15 protein-coding genes are annotated in these 14,954 nt (G+C 36.1%); 5 read left to right on the plus strand and 10 right to left on the minus strand.

Features of this window, described 5'->3' with window-relative positions; translation table 11 throughout:
- Position 1: 1 nt before the first annotated feature.
- Positions 2–967: a LacI family DNA-binding transcriptional regulator gene (locus SPB_RS06210; RefSeq protein ID WP_037620040.1), complete on the plus strand. Its 966-nt coding sequence runs from the start codon at positions 2–4 to the stop codon at positions 965–967.
- 457 nt (positions 968–1,424) lie between these two features.
- Here SPB_RS06210 and nusB read toward each other — a convergent pair whose 3' ends face one another.
- The 6 genes from nusB to uvrA all read right to left on the minus strand — a co-directional run bounded on the left by nusB (position 1,425) and on the right by uvrA (position 7,902).
- Positions 1,425–1,856 carry a transcription antitermination factor NusB gene (gene nusB / locus SPB_RS06215; protein WP_003103322.1) on the minus strand — a complete coding sequence of 144 codons (432 nt, stop codon included), beginning with the start codon at positions 1,854–1,856 and terminating at the stop codon, positions 1,425–1,427.
- Positions 1,849–2,238, minus strand: coding sequence for an Asp23/Gls24 family envelope stress response protein (locus SPB_RS06220; RefSeq protein ID WP_003102745.1), 390 nt, complete (start codon positions 2,236–2,238; stop codon positions 1,849–1,851). Before SPB_RS06220 ends, nusB begins: the two co-directional genes overlap by 8 nt.
- Positions 2,239–2,279: 41 nt before the next feature.
- Positions 2,280–2,837: an elongation factor P gene (efp, locus tag SPB_RS06225; protein ID WP_003104307.1), complete on the minus strand. Its 558-nt coding sequence runs from the start codon at positions 2,835–2,837 to the stop codon at positions 2,280–2,282.
- Between the two features lie 128 nt (positions 2,838–2,965).
- The gene (locus SPB_RS06230; RefSeq protein WP_003105453.1) at positions 2,966–3,427 is read right to left on the minus strand and encodes a deoxycytidylate deaminase; all 462 of its coding nucleotides are present in this window, start codon (positions 3,425–3,427) and stop codon (positions 2,966–2,968) included.
- 29 nt (positions 3,428–3,456) lie between these two features.
- Positions 3,457–4,533, minus strand: coding sequence for a M24 family metallopeptidase (locus SPB_RS06235; RefSeq protein ID WP_003102856.1), 1,077 nt, complete (start codon positions 4,531–4,533; stop codon positions 3,457–3,459).
- 537 nt (positions 4,534–5,070) lie between these two features.
- Positions 5,071–7,902: an excinuclease ABC subunit UvrA gene (gene uvrA, locus SPB_RS06240; RefSeq protein WP_003104927.1), complete on the minus strand. Its 2,832-nt coding sequence runs from the start codon at positions 7,900–7,902 to the stop codon at positions 5,071–5,073.
- A 395-nt stretch (positions 7,903–8,297) separates the two neighbouring features.
- On the opposite strand from uvrA, the gene SPB_RS06245 reads away from it, so the two are divergent.
- Together SPB_RS06245 and SPB_RS06250 are read left to right on the plus strand one after the other, a co-directional pair.
- On the plus strand, positions 8,298–9,242 hold the full coding sequence (locus SPB_RS06245; RefSeq protein WP_003105810.1) for a magnesium transporter CorA family protein: 945 nt from the start codon (positions 8,298–8,300) through the stop codon (positions 9,240–9,242).
- 84 nt (positions 9,243–9,326) lie between these two features.
- Positions 9,327–9,992 carry a DUF1129 domain-containing protein gene (locus tag SPB_RS06250; protein WP_003105966.1) on the plus strand — a complete coding sequence of 222 codons (666 nt, stop codon included), beginning with the start codon at positions 9,327–9,329 and terminating at the stop codon, positions 9,990–9,992.
- Between the two features lie 878 nt (positions 9,993–10,870).
- Here the strand turns inward: SPB_RS06250 and rpsR are convergent.
- From rpsR to rpsF, 3 genes are all read right to left on the minus strand, one after another.
- Entirely contained in the window at positions 10,871–11,110 is a 240-nt protein-coding gene (rpsR, locus tag SPB_RS06255) for a 30S ribosomal protein S18 (RefSeq protein WP_003102945.1), read from the minus strand.
- An 88-nt stretch (positions 11,111–11,198) separates the two neighbouring features.
- Positions 11,199–11,696: a single-stranded DNA-binding protein gene (locus SPB_RS06260; RefSeq protein WP_003103409.1), complete on the minus strand. Its 498-nt coding sequence runs from the start codon at positions 11,694–11,696 to the stop codon at positions 11,199–11,201.
- Between the two features lie 20 nt (positions 11,697–11,716).
- On the minus strand, positions 11,717–12,007 hold the full coding sequence (gene rpsF, locus SPB_RS06265) for a 30S ribosomal protein S6 (RefSeq protein WP_003104479.1): 291 nt from the start codon (positions 12,005–12,007) through the stop codon (positions 11,717–11,719).
- A gap of 985 nt (positions 12,008–12,992) precedes the next feature.
- Between rpsF and mutY the strand changes: the two genes are divergently transcribed.
- Both mutY and SPB_RS06275 read left to right on the plus strand, forming a co-directional pair.
- Entirely contained in the window at positions 12,993–14,132 is a 1,140-nt protein-coding gene (gene mutY / locus SPB_RS06270; protein WP_037621360.1) for an A/G-specific adenine glycosylase, read from the plus strand.
- A 77-nt stretch (positions 14,133–14,209) separates the two neighbouring features.
- Positions 14,210–14,572, plus strand: coding sequence for a hypothetical protein (locus SPB_RS06275; protein ID WP_003105722.1), 363 nt, complete (start codon positions 14,210–14,212; stop codon positions 14,570–14,572).
- 41 nt (positions 14,573–14,613) lie between these two features.
- Here SPB_RS06275 and trxA read toward each other — a convergent pair whose 3' ends face one another.
- Positions 14,614–14,928 (minus strand): thioredoxin, encoded by a 315-nt coding sequence (gene trxA, locus SPB_RS06280; RefSeq protein WP_003102914.1) that lies wholly within the window; start codon positions 14,926–14,928, stop codon positions 14,614–14,616.
- Positions 14,929–14,954: the final 26 nt, after the last annotated feature.

Consider the following 14,954-nt stretch of genomic DNA (forward strand, 5'->3'; position numbering starts at 1 on the left):
TTTGGTTGCAAAATTAACTGATGTGGCTGAATTAGCTGGTGTTAGCCCTACGACTGTTTCTCGGGTGATAAATAAAAAAGGTTACCTTTCTCAAAAAACAGTTGATAAAGTGAAAGCGGCAATGAAAGAATTAGGTTATCAACCTAACAATCTTGCCAGAAGCTTACAAGGAAAATCTGCTCAATTAGTGGGATTAATTTTCCCAAATATCAGTAATATTTTTTATGCAGAGCTTATCGAGTATCTTGAAATAGAGCTTTTTAATCATGGTTTCAAGACAATTATCTGTAACAGCCAAAGCAATCCCCAAAAAGAAAAAGAATACTTGGAAATGTTAGCAGCCAATCAAGTCGATGGCATCATTTCATCAAGTCATAATTTGGGTCTAGAGGATTATGAGCGTGTAGAGGCGCCAATAGTTGCTTTTGACCGGAACCTAGCTCCCAATATTCCGATAATCTCCTCAGATAATTTCCAAGGTGGAAAATTAGCTGCGCAAACCCTACAAAAGTACAAATGTCAAAAAATCATCATGATTACAGGGAACGATAATTCTGATTCACCGACTGGTCTAAGACAATTAGGTTTCTCTTACCAATTAAAAAGAAAAGCTGAAGTCATAAAATTACCAAACAACTTATCGACTATTCGACGAGAAATGGAAATTAAGTCTATTTTAGGAACAAGACAACCTGATGGTATCTTTGCTTCTGATGATTTGACAGCGATATTAATTATGAAAGTCGCTCATCAGTTAGGTCTTAAGGTTCCAGAGGATGTAAAAATAATTGGTTATGACGGCACAGCTTTCATTGAAAATTACTATCCACAACTGACAACAATCAAGCAACCTATCGAAGAGATAGCAAAATTATCTGTCGAAATATTGCTTAAAAAAATGAATAAAGAAAAAACCAGTAAGGATTATATCTTACCCATAACTCTCTTACCTGGTTCAAGTATATAAAAAGACTGAGGATAAAATTACTTATCTTCAGCTTATTTGTTATTTAAACAAAATAAATATTATTACTTTTCCTAGTATCAGGTATGTCTTGTAAATTCGTCTTGGAGTTTTTTAGTACATTCACTGATTTCTAAAATGTTTTTTTTAGAGAATAAATGAATACTAAAGGTTGATTTTCACACCTTCTTGTGAATCTGAAATTTCAGAAATATCTTCAATATTTTTCTTCAATAATCAATACTTATAAAGTTCTTTATTATTTTTTTCTAATACGAAATACCATAAGGTATAGACAAAATACTTAACTCGTAATATATATTTGCATTCTTCTATTAAACCATGATGACATTTTTTTCAAAGAGGCTGGACGGGAAAAATCACTTTGAGGAAGCATATAGTGAACTAGACATCCGTATTAAAATAAAAAAGCAGTAACTACAAGAGCTACTGCTTTTTTTTATTCAGCTTTTACAAATTGGCTGAGTAAGCCGTTTATAAATTTTGCAGATGTTTCATCAGAATATTTTTTGGCGATCTCAATGATTTCGTTCAATGCAACACGGTCAGGCGTTTCTTCAAAATATTTAATCTCATAAAGACCTAAACGTAACATTGTTTTATCTGACAAAGTAAGTCGTTCAATTGACCAACCTGTTTTAAGGTTTTCTGTGATTAATTGATCCAATTCTACTTTATGGTCATTAACACCATTTACTAAATTTAATAAGAAAGCAGGGACATCTGATTTCTCCCCTTCTTCTACAATCTTATCATAATCATATGCAAACTGAGAAGCTTCTAAGAATTCGCCTCCTAGCTCCATATTGAACAAAGCTTGAAAAGCACGTTCTCTTAAATCACGTCTCGAATTTTGAAAACTTTTAGTCATCCAAAAAATCCTCATCGAACAATGATTTCATATCTGGTTTTGGCATTTTTTCTGGAACAATTCCTTCAACATGAATATTCACTGTTGAAATTGTTACTTCTGCCATATCATATACTGCCGATTTAACTGATTTTTGAATAGCAACTGAAACAGTTGGTACTTTTACACCATATTGAAGATACACATAAATATCTGCATTAACAGTTCCATCTTCTTCAGTACGAAGATAAACACCTTTTCCTAGACTAGATTTATTAAAACTATCTGCCATTTTTTTGTTATGAAGTGAATGAACGCCATCAACTTGTGTTGCGGCAATCCCAGTAATCACTTCAAGAACGCGAGGTGAAATTACGATTTCACCGATATTTTCACTGATCATAGCATTTCCTTTCTGTTCACAACCTATTGTTGATGAAACAATTAAGCACGAGAAACGTAAGTACCTTCTGTTGTGTTGATTACAAGTTTTTGTCCAACTTCGATAAAGTCTGGTACGTTAACAACAAGTCCTGTTTCAAGAGTTGCTGGTTTACCTGAACCAGTAACTGTTGCACCTTTAATAGATGGTTGAGTTTCTGCAACTGTTAATTCAACAGTAGTTGGAACTGTAACACCGATTACTTCATCTCCGTAGAATTGGATTTTTACATCTGAGTTTTCTAAGATGTAAAGCAATTCTTGCTCAACGTTTGCTACAGGAATTTCATATTGATCATATGTATCTGTATTCATAAAGTAAGCTGTATCATCCATTTTATATAAGTATTGAGCTGGAACAGTTTCAATAATTGCTTGTTCGAATTTTTCATCAGGACGGTAAGTTGTATCAAAAGTTGATCCAGTACGTACATCACGTAATTTCATACGCATGATAGTGTTACCTTTACCTGGTTTATGGTGACTTGCATCAAGAACGCGAATTAATTTGCCTTCTGATTCAAAAGTCATACCTGCTCTTAGCTTACTTGCTTCAATCATTATTATTACCTCTTACTAAAATATTTATCATCTCATTTTACCACAACTAGTGACTATTCTCAAATCTTTTATGTCCATGGAAGCATTCAAATAACACTTTCATCATTACCCTCTGCATATGAATCAACTTAATTCGACTCTTCGCCACCCAGCTTAATTTCTGGGACATCATGTTGTTGGTAAACAACGCCTTTTTTCTCCATCAACTCAATTGCAAATGGGTGAGGGCGATAATGGGCCTTATAGGTGATGGCCTTAATTCCTGCTTGTAAAAGGGCCTTAGTACAGTTGATACAAGGGAAATGAGTCACATAAAGTTCTGTTCCAGCAGTTGAAATTCCCTCTTTGGCACATTGAATCAAAGCATTCATCTCAGCATGAACCGTCCGAATGCAATGCCCATCCTCCATATAATGACCAGCTTCATCACAATTATCAGTCGCCGAAACACCACCATTATATCCGGTCGCAATGATTCTATTATCCTTAACTAAGACAGCCCCAACATAAGCCCGATCACAAGTCGAACGTTTAGAAATTAACTCGGCATTAGCCATGAAGTAATCTTGCCATGATAATCTTTCTTCCATCTTTTTCCTCTTTCAAATTGCAGAGCTGATTAGTTTATCACAATCAATTCTTTTGGTGCTAGTGTTAAAACTTGGCAACCATCTTCAGTTAGCACTAAATCATCCTCAATTCGGACACCATAGAGATTATCCAAATATATTCCAGGCTCGTCAGTCACAACCATACCAGCTTGTAAAATCTTGTCACTTTTCGTAAAATATGGATTCTCGTGGATATCAAGTCCGATGCCATGCCCAATCCCGTGTGTGAAGTTGGGACCATAGCCAGCATTAGAAATGACCTCACGTGGAATACGGTCGAAGTTGGTGTAGGTCATGCCAGCACGCGCTTTTTCGATCAAAGCCTTATTGGCCTCTAAGGTAATCTGATAAATTTCTTTTTCTTGGTCTGTCGTTTGACCAATATGGATGGTCCGCGTCATGTCACTGACGTAATGGTCGTAGTAACAACCAAAATCCATGGTCAAGCTATCACCATTATCAATAACTTTATTGCTGGCACGGCCATGTGGCATTGCTGAACGATGACCTGATGCTGCTATCGTTTCAAAGGAAGTTCCTGAAGCCCCATAATGACGCATTTGAAAATCAAGAAAGTTTGCGACATCCAATTCTGTTGTTTGCCCTGGTTTAATGTAATCAAGAACATCAATAAAAGCCTTATCTGAAATTGAACAAGCTTTTGCAATTGTTGCAATTTCACTAGCATCTTTAATGATACGTTGTTCTTCAATATAACCTGACTGTGCTTGTAATTCTATCCCTGAAAATTGAGCTTGTAAACTTTGATAAAAAGCAAAGCTAATTTCGTTTTCAAAAGCTAAGTGCTGACACTTATCAGCTCGTAAAATAGTTAGAATCTCTTTTAATGGCGTCCGACTTTCAATAACATCAAAATGTTTAACTTTGTTTTTGGCCATCAAGGTGTACCGGGCATCTGTAATAAAAATACTTCTCTTTGGTGTCACTAATACTGTTGCTGCCGTTCCTGAAAAACCAGTTAAATAATAAATATTTTTAAGATTTGTAATTAAGATAGCTTCTAATTGACTACTTACTAATCGTTTTTTTAAAGTCGCTAAACGACCACTTAAAAAGTCTTCCATTTTTATTCTCCTGTACACATTACACTTCCCTTTAGTTTACCATGATTTAAAAGCTTTTGAAAGTTATCTTCCGTCGTTTCTAAAGAATATATTATAAAATGAAGACAAAGTCCTTTGTCTTCATTTTATAATACTTTTCTTGATGGTCCAGACTTGGTATGGGCTCTTTCTGATTACTAGAAGTGCAACTAAAATGGTCCACCGGAGTATTTTAATCATCGAAATTTCATTGTTGAATTTTTAATTTATTATGATTTTCTAAATGATTCTAAAGTTTATTAGTAAAAAGAAATATTAATATCATTTCAACACTTTGTATACAATCTTATATTTAATCATAATAAAGCTTAGCAAAAATATACTTTTCAATGTGGTGTTAATACTTGAAAACAAGAGTTTTCAAGTACAGGGATTTTTTAGAACTACTAAAAAGCTAGGCATGGAATTTTTTGATTTTCTTACCCTGACTGGTTAACCTACCATCCCTCACAACATATGAAAAGTATATAATAAATCATTTTTAGATTGACTCGTATTTTAAATAAGGTCCAATTTATCTTTCAAATAATAACCAGTATAACTTTCTTTAACTTTAGCAATCTTTTCTGGTGTCCCAGTCGCAATAATCTGACCGCCACCAACACCACCTTCCGGACCTAAGTCAATAATATGATCGGCTGATTTAATGACATCTAGATTATGTTCAATCACAAGAACAGTATTTCCTTCGTCAACAAAACGTTCTAAAACAGTCAAGAGCCGGGCGATGTCATCAGTATGTAGACCAGTTGTCGGCTCATCCAAAATATAAAGGCTCTTACCCGTTGACCGTTTATGCAATTCAGAAGCTAACTTCATCCGTTGAGCCTCCCCACCAGATAGAGTTGTTGCTGGCTGACCTAGGGTGACATAGCCGAGACCAACATCCTTAATTGTCTGGATTTTACGAGCAATCTTCGGAATAGCAGAGAAGAATGGCAAGGCATCATCAACTGTCATATCCAAGATTTGGGCAATATTTTTTTCTTTATAATGCACTTCTAAAGTCTCTGAATTATAACGACGTCCATGACAAACTTCACATGGAACATAAACATCAGGTAGGAAATGCATTTCAATCTTGATAATCCCATCTCCAGAACAAGCCTCACAGCGTCCGCCTTTGACATTAAAGGAGAAACGCCCCTTCTTGTAGCCACGAATTTTAGCCTCATTAGTTTGGGCAAACAAATCACGAATATCATCAAAAACACCAGTATAAGTGGCTGGATTTGAACGCGGTGTTCGACCAATTGGACTTTGGTCGATATCAATCAAGCGTTCAATATGTTCTGTTCCTTCAATGGACTTGTATTTCCCCGGTTTCTCAGAATTACGATTGAGTTTTTGGGCCAGCGCTTTTTTCAGAATCGAATTAATTAGCGTAGATTTTCCTGATCCGGAGACACCTGTCACAGCAATAAATTTGCCTAGAGGGAAGCGAACATCAAGATTTTGCAAGTTGTTTTCACTGGCCCCCTTTATTTCAATAAAGTGACCATTGCCCGAACGGCGTTCTAATGGCACGGGAATTGACTTCTTACCAGATAAATACTGACCAGTAATTGATTTCCGATTGCGCGCCACTTGTTTTGGCGTTCCCGAAGCAATAATTTGGCCACCAAAGTCACCAGCTCCTGGACCAACGTCAATCAGCCAATCCGCCTGCATCATCGTATCTTCATCATGTTCAACGACAATCAAGGTATTGCCTAAATCACGCATTTTCTTCAAGCTCTCAATCAAGCGATCGTTATCTCTTTGGTGGAGACCAATTGATGGCTCATCCAGAATGTAAAGAACTCCCGATAGGTTAGAACCGATTTGCGTTGCTAGTCGAATCCGCTGACTTTCCCCACCAGACAGAGTTCCCGAAGCACGAGAAAGGGTCAGGTAATTAAGACCAACATTATTTAAGAAGGTCAGACGATCTTGAATTTCTTTGACAATTGGTTTAGCTATTGTTGATTCATTTTCTGATAGGTGAATTGTCTCTATATACTCTAAATGATCTGCAATAGATAGTTCTGATAACTGTCCAATATTTAAGCCACTTTCTCCACCGACATGGACACATAAGGCTTGGTCATTTAAACGATAACCATGACAAGTTGTACATTTAAGAGCATTCATGTAGCCGCGCATTACATTACGAGTATACTCGCTGTTGGTTTCATGATAACGACGATTAATATTAGTCACAACACCTTCAAAAGCAATATCAATATTGCGTTCACCACCAAAATCATTCACATAGTGGAAATGAAATTCTTTATCTCCCGAACCATATAAAATGATATCCTTTTCTTGGTCAGTTAAATCTTGATAAGGTGTATCCATGCTAATACCAAAAGCTTTCATAGCTTGTTCAAGCATAGTCGGATAATAATTGGATGAAATCGGATTCCAGGGTGCAAGAGCACCTTGAGTTAAGGTTAAACTTGGATCCGGAATGACCAAATCCATATCAACTTCTAATTTAATTCCAAGTCCATCACAAGTTGGGCATGACCCAAAAGGAGCATTAAAAGAGAATAATCGCGGTTCCAATTCAGGAACAGTAAAACCACAGACAGGACAAGAATAATGTTCTGAAAAGAGCATTTCATTACCATCCATAGTGTCAATCACTAGATAGCCATCTCCTAAACGAAGTGCTGCTTCAACTGAGTCAAAGAGACGACTTCGAATGCCATCTTTATTGACCAAACGGTCAATGACCACTTCGATATCATGCATTTTACTTTTAGACAATTCTGGAACTTCTGAAATATCATAGATATCCCCATCAACACGGACACGAACATAACCATCTTTTTGTATTTTTTCAAAAATAGATTTATGTTGACCCTTCTTCCGACGAACAATTGGAGACAAAATTTGCATTCTTGTCCGTTCTGGCAATTCTAAAACTTGCTCTACAATCTGTTCAACAGAAGAAGCTGTAATTGCCCCATGCCCATTGATACAGTATGGCGTACCAACACGCGCATAAAGCAGACGTAAATAATCATTAATCTCTGTCACAGTACCGACCGTTGATCGTGGATTCTTACTAGTCGTTTTTTGGTCGATTGAAATGGCAGGGCTGAGACCATCAATTGAGTCAACATCAGGCTTCTCCATATTGCCTAAAAATTGGCGTGCATATGCTGAGAGACTTTCAACATAACGACGTTGACCCTCAGCATAGATAGTATCAAAAGCTAAACTTGATTTCCCAGAACCAGACAAACCCGTCACAACAACAAGTTTATCACGAGGAATCTCCACATCTATATTTTTTAAATTGTGAGCTCTCGCTCCATGAATAATTAATTTATCTTGCATGTGATAGTGCTTGTCAGCACACCTCCCTTGAAATTTCTTATATTATACCAAAATTTTAAGATATAACAGACTGAAAAGATTTTCAACCTCTTTCTGCACAGTTAGAAAATTTAACTGCTTTCACTTCAATCCATCAAACTATCTTGAAACATATTAAAGTATGATATTACTTGAAAAATGATATATATTTTTTTAAAACGTTTTTTAGTTCAAAATGAAAATTTTATCATTTTATACTACCCCCAAATTTAACTTTTTGTAGTATAATAGTAAAGTATTATTGCCATTTTTAGAGAATTTTCTGTGGAACCTAGGATTGATAAGTTTTCACAAATTTTCAAATCATAAATTGCTAGTAATCATCAACATAAACTTTAGAAAAAGGAGGGCTTGTCATGAAACAAATGTTTCTTTCATCGGCAATTGAATTCAAAGAAATAGAAACATTCGAGCCAGGGGCTTGGATTAAATTGGTTAACCCTTCCCAGGAAGAATCAGTTGAAATCGCCGATCAATTTGATATCGATATTTCTGACTTGCGAGCTCCACTCGATATTGAAGAAACCTCTCGTATCGCAGTTGAGGATGATTACACCCTTATCATTGTCGACGTTCCAACCTATGAGGAACGAAATAATAAAAGTTATTATGTGACGGTTCCGCTTGGTATAATCGTTACAGAAAATGCTGTTATTACAACCTGTTTAAATGACTTAACACTCTTTGACCATTTTCATAAAAAACGCGTTAAAAACTTTTTCACGTTTATGAAGACGCGTTTTGTCTTCCAATTACTTTACCGCAATGCTGAGCTATTTCTTACCGCCCTACGCACTATCGACAGACAAAGTGATCGTTTGGAAGCACAGCTAGAGGCTGCAACCCGTAACGAAGAACTAATTGACATGATGGAACTTGAAAAATCAATTGTCTACTTAAAAGCCTCCTTAAAATTCAATGAACGAATTGTTAAGAAATTGTCTAGCAGCACTAGCTCATTGAAAAAATATATTGAAGACGAAGACCTTTTAGAGGACACTTTGATTGAAACACAACAGGCCATCGAAATGGCGGGCATCTATGAAAATGTCTTGAATGCCATGACTGATACCACCGCCTCTATCATTAATAATAATCAGAATACAATCATGAAGACACTTGCTTTAATGACTATGACTTTGGATATCCCGACGGTTATTTTTTCGGCCTACGGAATGAACTTCCAAAATAACTGGATGCCTTTAAACGGCTTAGAACACGGCTTTTGGGTTATTGTCCTACTGGCAAGTGCTTTGTCATCATTAATTGTTTTATACTTTATCCGCAAAAAATGGTTCTAATTTGCTCCGGAACATTATCAACATTGAAGTTGTAAAACAATCTACATTACTTTTAACAAGAAGAAATTTATCTAAGGAGATAAAATGGATTTTCAAAACTTAACTAAGAAAAATCAAGAATTCATACATATTGCTACTAACCGTCTTATTGAAGATGGTAAATCTGATCAAGAAGTCAAGGCCATTCTTGAAGAAACTGTTCCAACAATCCTTGAGAAGCAAAGACAAGGGATTCCTGCCCGTTCATTTTTGGGAGCACCAACAGCTTGGGCTGGCTCATTTACTGAAAGAAAAGACAGCAAGAACGGTAAAACCGAAGAAAAACCAAAAAATACTAATCCATGGTTAATGTGGTTAGATACCTCTCTCCTATTTATTGGTGTTGTTGCTTTGCTAAACGGCATGATGACACTCTTTAATTCTCATGCTACAGTGACTGGAATTATCTCACTTCTTGCCCTTGGTTTCGGTGGTGGTGCATCTATGTATGCAACTTACTATTTTGTATACCGTCATATGGGCAAAGACAAAAGTCAACGTCCAAGTTGGTTAAAAATCATCGGTGCTCTTTCTTTAGCTATGGCTGTTTGGGTTGGTCTTTATACAGCAACAGCTTTCTTACCAAGATCTCTTAACCCAATTCTCCCACCATTCGCCCTTGTCGTTATTGGTGCCTTAGCCTTCGCTACTCGCTACTTCTTACAACGTAAATACAATATTCTTAATGCAATGGCTGCGCAACAACGCTAAGTTAGAAATAAAATCAAGTATTACAAAAGAACCGACAATAAAGTCGTCGGTTCTTTTTTTATCAATTTTTCCTTAGTTTAACTGCCTAGACCGTTTCACTATTTACCAAAATCAAGAAAGATAGTTATTGTTAAAATAAACGAGGACAAGAATCGCTAATATTAAGGGATTGTGCGGTCTCTTTACAGAGCCATCACAATCTTTCCATCAAAAAAAGAGCTTACGCTCTTTTGGATTTAATCTTCGTTTACGTAAGGCATTAATGCCATAACTTGCTATATGATTGTGCCTATCCCTTCGGTCCTGTCACAATCAAATTCTGTATTTCCATATCTTGCTAAGGGATTGTGCGGTCTCTTTACAGAGCCACCACAATCTTTTCATTAAAAAAAGAGCTTGCGCTCTTTTGGATTTAATCTTCGTTTACGTAAGGCATTAATGCCATAACTTGCTATATGATTGTGACTATCCCTTCGGTCCTGTCACAATCAAATTCTGTATTTCCATATCTTGCTAAGGGATTCTGCGGTCTCTTTACAGAGCCATCACAATCTTTCCATCAAAAAAAGAGCTTACGCTCTTTTGGATTTAATCTTCGTTTACGTAAGGCATTAATGCCATAACTTGCTATATGATTGTGACTATCCCTTCAGTCCTGTCACAATCAAATTCTGTATTTCCATATCTTGCTAAGGGATTGTGCGGTCTCTTTACAGAGCCATCACAATCTTTCCATCAAAAAAAGAGCTTGCGCTCTTTTGGATTTAATCTTCGTTTACGTAAGGCATTAATGCCATATCTTGCTAAGGGATTGTGCGGTCTCTTTACAGAGCCACCACAATCTTTTCATCAAAAAAAGAGCTTGCGCTCTTTTGGATTTAATCTTCGTTTACGTAAGGCATTAATGCCATAACACGTGCGCGTTTGATCGCTGCTGTTACTTTACGTTGGTTTTTAGCTGATGTTCCTGTTACGCGACGAGGTAAAATTTTACCACGTTCTGAAACGAAACGGCCTAAAAGTTCAGTGTCTTTGTAATCAACATATTCAATTTTATTAGCTGCGATAAAGTCAACTTTTTTACGGCGTTTGAATCCGCCACGACGTTGTTGAGCCATGTGTTTTCTCCTTTTATATTATCTTTGTGACCTGATTTGTTATCAGTGTCTGAACTCTATTGAGTTCTTTTTTCCAAACCCACTCTAATTAGAATGGTAGATCGTCATCTGAGATATCCATTGGATTTGAATTACCAAATGGGCTATCATCGCGACCAAAATTAGGTGTTTGTTGAGCAGGGGCTGAGTAACTATTGTTTGATGATGAAGAATTATTATTTAATCCACCACCATTATAAGAGTTAGATGAACCACCTTCACGTGTAGCACGGCTTTCCAACATTTGGAAATTATCCGCAACCACTTCAGTTACATAGACACGTTGCCCTTGTTGATTTTCATAATTACGAGTCTGAATACGACCAGTAATCCCAACTAAAGCACCCTTTTTAGCCCAATTCGCTAAGTTCTCAGCTGGTTGACGCCAGATTACACAGTTAATGAAATCTGCTTCACGTTCCCCATTTTGACTTTTGAATGTACGGTTAACAGCAAGTGTAAAAGTAGCTACTGCCACTTGACTTGGTGTGTAACGAAGTTCTGCATCTTTGGTCATACGACCAACTAGTACTACATTATTAATCATAAACTACCTTCTTATAAGTCTTAAGCGTCAAGTTTAACGATCATGTGACGAAGAATGTCACCGTTGATTTTTGATAAACGGTCAAACTCATTAAGAGCGACAGCATCAGTTGCTTCAACGTTAACGATGTGGTAAAGGCCTTCGCGGAAATCATTGATTTCATATGCAAGACGACGTTTTTCCCAATCTTTTGATTCAACGATTGTTGCACCGTTGTCAGATAAGATAGAGTCAAAGCGTGATACCAAAGCGTTTTTAGCTTCTTCTTCAATGTTTGGACGAATAATATAAAGAATTTCGTATTTTGCCATTGATTTTTCCTCCTTTTGGACTAATGACCTACAACTTTGTTGCAGGTAAGTGAGGTATTCTCACAGATTACTATTATACTCTAAATTGAGCTCAGAAGCAAGAAAAATTTCAAAAAATATAAAGACATCCAATGCACACTTTTGGATGTCTTCTTCTTTTAAATAATTCTTATAGAATATATTCCTTTCTCATTCATTTCATAAGGAGTTAACTGTCAATTTTCCTTTATAAAAGGAAATAAATCTTATTTTTATTCTGATAGGTTTATTCTCCTTTCTTTTGATGAAATGGTTTTAAAATATAAACTATTTAATTTTCACATAGTTTGTAATTTCGTTCTTATGGATTTTACATTATTTCACTCTTTTGGCTATTTTTACAATAGCCAATTGTGTCTCCGTTTTTGTATCTTGCAAGATTCATAAGATCCTCCTATTAAAGAAAAACTCATTTTCCTGTGCGCCAATAACAATATTTTAATAAAATTCTATACCCTGAGTGACAATAACAATCATAAATTTTAACGTTTTCCCTGAGTGACAATAATATTGTTACAATTATTGATTGCCTAATCTAGAATTTCTGGCTACAATAATTGCATATTTTAGTCATAAAAAGTTAACTATTACCTTTTATGGTTAGAGAATTTAAACTTATACTGTGTAGAGCGCTCCTTTGGCCAAATCACTCGAACTAGAATAAGTTTAACAATGTGATCACTTTGCTAACATACGTAAAATTTGGTTTGCCTACCGTTGTCGGAGCTACTTAGTCTCCGTTTTTGTACCGTGCGACATGTAGATTAATCATAAGATTACCTCCTATAAATGTCTTCTAAAATGCCATCCTTCTTTATACTTTTATTATATTGTAAGCGGTTACCTTTGTCAAATAAAAAGATGATGCTTTTTATAAGCTTACATTTTATGTATGTCTCATTGTTTTTCTTTTCCACAAACTTGAAATATCTGCTACAATATGAACATGTTAGAATTAAAAGATTACGGTGTAGAGATGTGGGATCCAGAAAAAATTCAATCCTTTCGACGCACCCTCCTCAATTGGCATGACCAAGAAAAACGCGACCTGCCTTGGCGTCGCACAAAAAATCCCTATTTCATATGGGTTTCCGAAATTATGCTGCAACAAACGCAAGTTCAAACCGTCATTCCTTATTATCACCGCTTCATCGAGTGGTTTCCGACTATTGAAGAATTGGCTAGCGCCCCTGAGCACAAACTTTTAAAGGCTTGGGAAGGACTTGGTTATTACTCTCGTGTAAGAAATATGCAGAAAGCTGCGCGACAAATAATGACCGAATTCGATGGGACTTTCCCATCACGGTTTGAAGATATATCAGAATTAAAGGGCATCGGCCCTTATACTGCTGGCGCAATTGCCAGTATTGCCTTTAATCAAGCACAACCAGCAGTTGATGGCAATATCATGCGGGTTATGGCCAGATTGTTTGAAGTAGAATACGATATTGGTAATCCTAAAAATCGAAAGATTTTCCAAGCCATCATGGAGGAGTTAATTGATTCAGAACGTCCTGGAGATTTCAATCAGGCACTAATGGATCTGGGCACTGATATCGAATCTGCAAAAAATCCCAGACCAGATGACTCTCCAATAAAGTTTTTCTGCGCAGCCTATTTACATGGAACCTACGACAAGTATCCAATTAAATTACCTAAGAAAAAGCCGCGTCCAATGGTAATTCAAGCTTTTGTCATTCGAAATGCTGAAGGCAAATACTTAATTGAGAAAAACAATGCTGGACCCTTGCTTGGCGGATTTTGGACATTCCCAATTATTGAAACAAGCTTTCAAGCTAAACAGATTGATCTATTTGGAGATGCTCAGGAAATTTTAGAGACGCTATCACAAAAGGACGCCTTTCAAGAGCAGTATCAGCTTTATCCAATTTGGCAAGATACGGTTCATAAGAAAGTTACCCACACCTTTAGTCACCAGAAATGGACAATCGAACTTTTTGAAGGTCGAGTTAGTGATAATCAACTTCCTGAAGGGTTAGAACTGCAGTGGCTAAGTCTCGAAGATTTTGAAAACTTCCCAATGGCAACACCCCAGAAAAAAATGATTGCTCAATTGCTTAAATAACAAATTTTAATAAGTCTGATTGGCTAACTATTATCTAGTCATATTTTTGATTCATTCCAAAGAAAGAAAGTGAAATTATGTTACTCATCTTTTTCCAAACTAATTTATATACTATTGTTGGTGAAATTACAGTCCTCTTGTTAGTAATTGGGTTTTTCTATCAAAGACATCTTTTGAAAAAAAGTAAGTCAGCAAATGATAAGCATAAATATAGTATTCTTATTGTTTTCAAGGACAAAGAAAGAAACATTGCTGACTATCCTGAGATAGCTCAATTAACAGATTGGCACTACAATGACAATCTTAAAGGTTATACTGGTCTTTGTCTAGAAAACCCTAAAGAGCTTACCTTACTTTTTAATAATAAATACAATATGAATAAGAAACAAGTGACCGTGGGACTCAACCGATACAGCCTTTTCGAACTAGCTTACAAGTAAAAAAATCACAAAACAAAAAAGCCCTTCTCTGGGCTTTTTTGTTAGCTTAATTCAGCAATGATTGCTTTGATTTGATCTTTTGTGTGAACACCGGCTACTTGTTTAACAACTTGGCCATCTTTTTTGAACATTAATGTTGGGATTGACATAATGCCAAAAGTTTGTGCTGTATTTGGATTTTCGTCAACGTCCATTTTAACGATTTTCAATTCATCTTCATCAAGTTCTTCAGATAATTGTTCAAGAATTGGAGCTTGCATCAAGCATGGACCACACCATGTTGCCCAAAAGTCAATTAAGACTAATCCTTCTTTAGTTTCTGTTTCAAATGTTGCATCTGTTACGATCTTTGTCATCTGATTATCTCACTTTCTTTTGTTTT

It is taken from the genome of Streptococcus parauberis NCFD 2020 (genome assembly GCF_000187935.1).
GTDB lineage: Bacteria > Bacillota > Bacilli > Lactobacillales > Streptococcaceae > Streptococcus > Streptococcus parauberis.

Bases quoted from the DNA above. Each gene is read 5' to 3' on its own strand.
- SPB_RS06250 (WP_003105966.1), top strand. From the start codon at position 9,327: ATGGATTTTCAAAACTTAACTAAGAAAAATCAAGAATTCATACATATT.
- efp (WP_003104307.1), bottom strand. From the start codon at position 2,837: ATGATTGAAGCAAGTAAGCTAAGAGCAGGTATGACTTTTGAATCAGAA.
- nusB (WP_003103322.1), bottom strand. From the start codon at position 1,856: ATGACTAAAAGTTTTCAAAATTCGAGACGTGATTTAAGAGAACGTGCT.
- SPB_RS06220 (WP_003102745.1), bottom strand. From the start codon at position 2,238: ATGATCAGTGAAAATATCGGTGAAATCGTAATTTCACCTCGCGTTCTT.
- SPB_RS06245 (WP_003105810.1), top strand. From the start codon at position 8,298: ATGAAACAAATGTTTCTTTCATCGGCAATTGAATTCAAAGAAATAGAA.
- uvrA (WP_003104927.1), bottom strand. From the start codon at position 7,902: ATGCAAGATAAATTAATTATTCATGGAGCGAGAGCTCACAATTTAAAA.
- SPB_RS06275 (WP_003105722.1), top strand. From the start codon at position 14,210: ATGTTACTCATCTTTTTCCAAACTAATTTATATACTATTGTTGGTGAA.
- rpsF (WP_003104479.1), bottom strand. From the start codon at position 12,007: ATGGCAAAATACGAAATTCTTTATATTATTCGTCCAAACATTGAAGAA.
- SPB_RS06260 (WP_003103409.1), bottom strand. From the start codon at position 11,696: ATGATTAATAATGTAGTACTAGTTGGTCGTATGACCAAAGATGCAGAA.
- rpsR (WP_003102945.1), bottom strand. From the start codon at position 11,110: ATGGCTCAACAACGTCGTGGCGGATTCAAACGCCGTAAAAAAGTTGAC.
- SPB_RS06230 (WP_003105453.1), bottom strand. From the start codon at position 3,427: ATGGAAGAAAGATTATCATGGCAAGATTACTTCATGGCTAATGCCGAG.
- mutY (WP_037621360.1), top strand. From the start codon at position 12,993: ATGTTAGAATTAAAAGATTACGGTGTAGAGATGTGGGATCCAGAAAAA.
- trxA (WP_003102914.1), bottom strand. From the start codon at position 14,928: ATGACAAAGATCGTAACAGATGCAACATTTGAAACAGAAACTAAAGAA.
- SPB_RS06235 (WP_003102856.1), bottom strand. From the start codon at position 4,533: ATGGAAGACTTTTTAAGTGGTCGTTTAGCGACTTTAAAAAAACGATTA.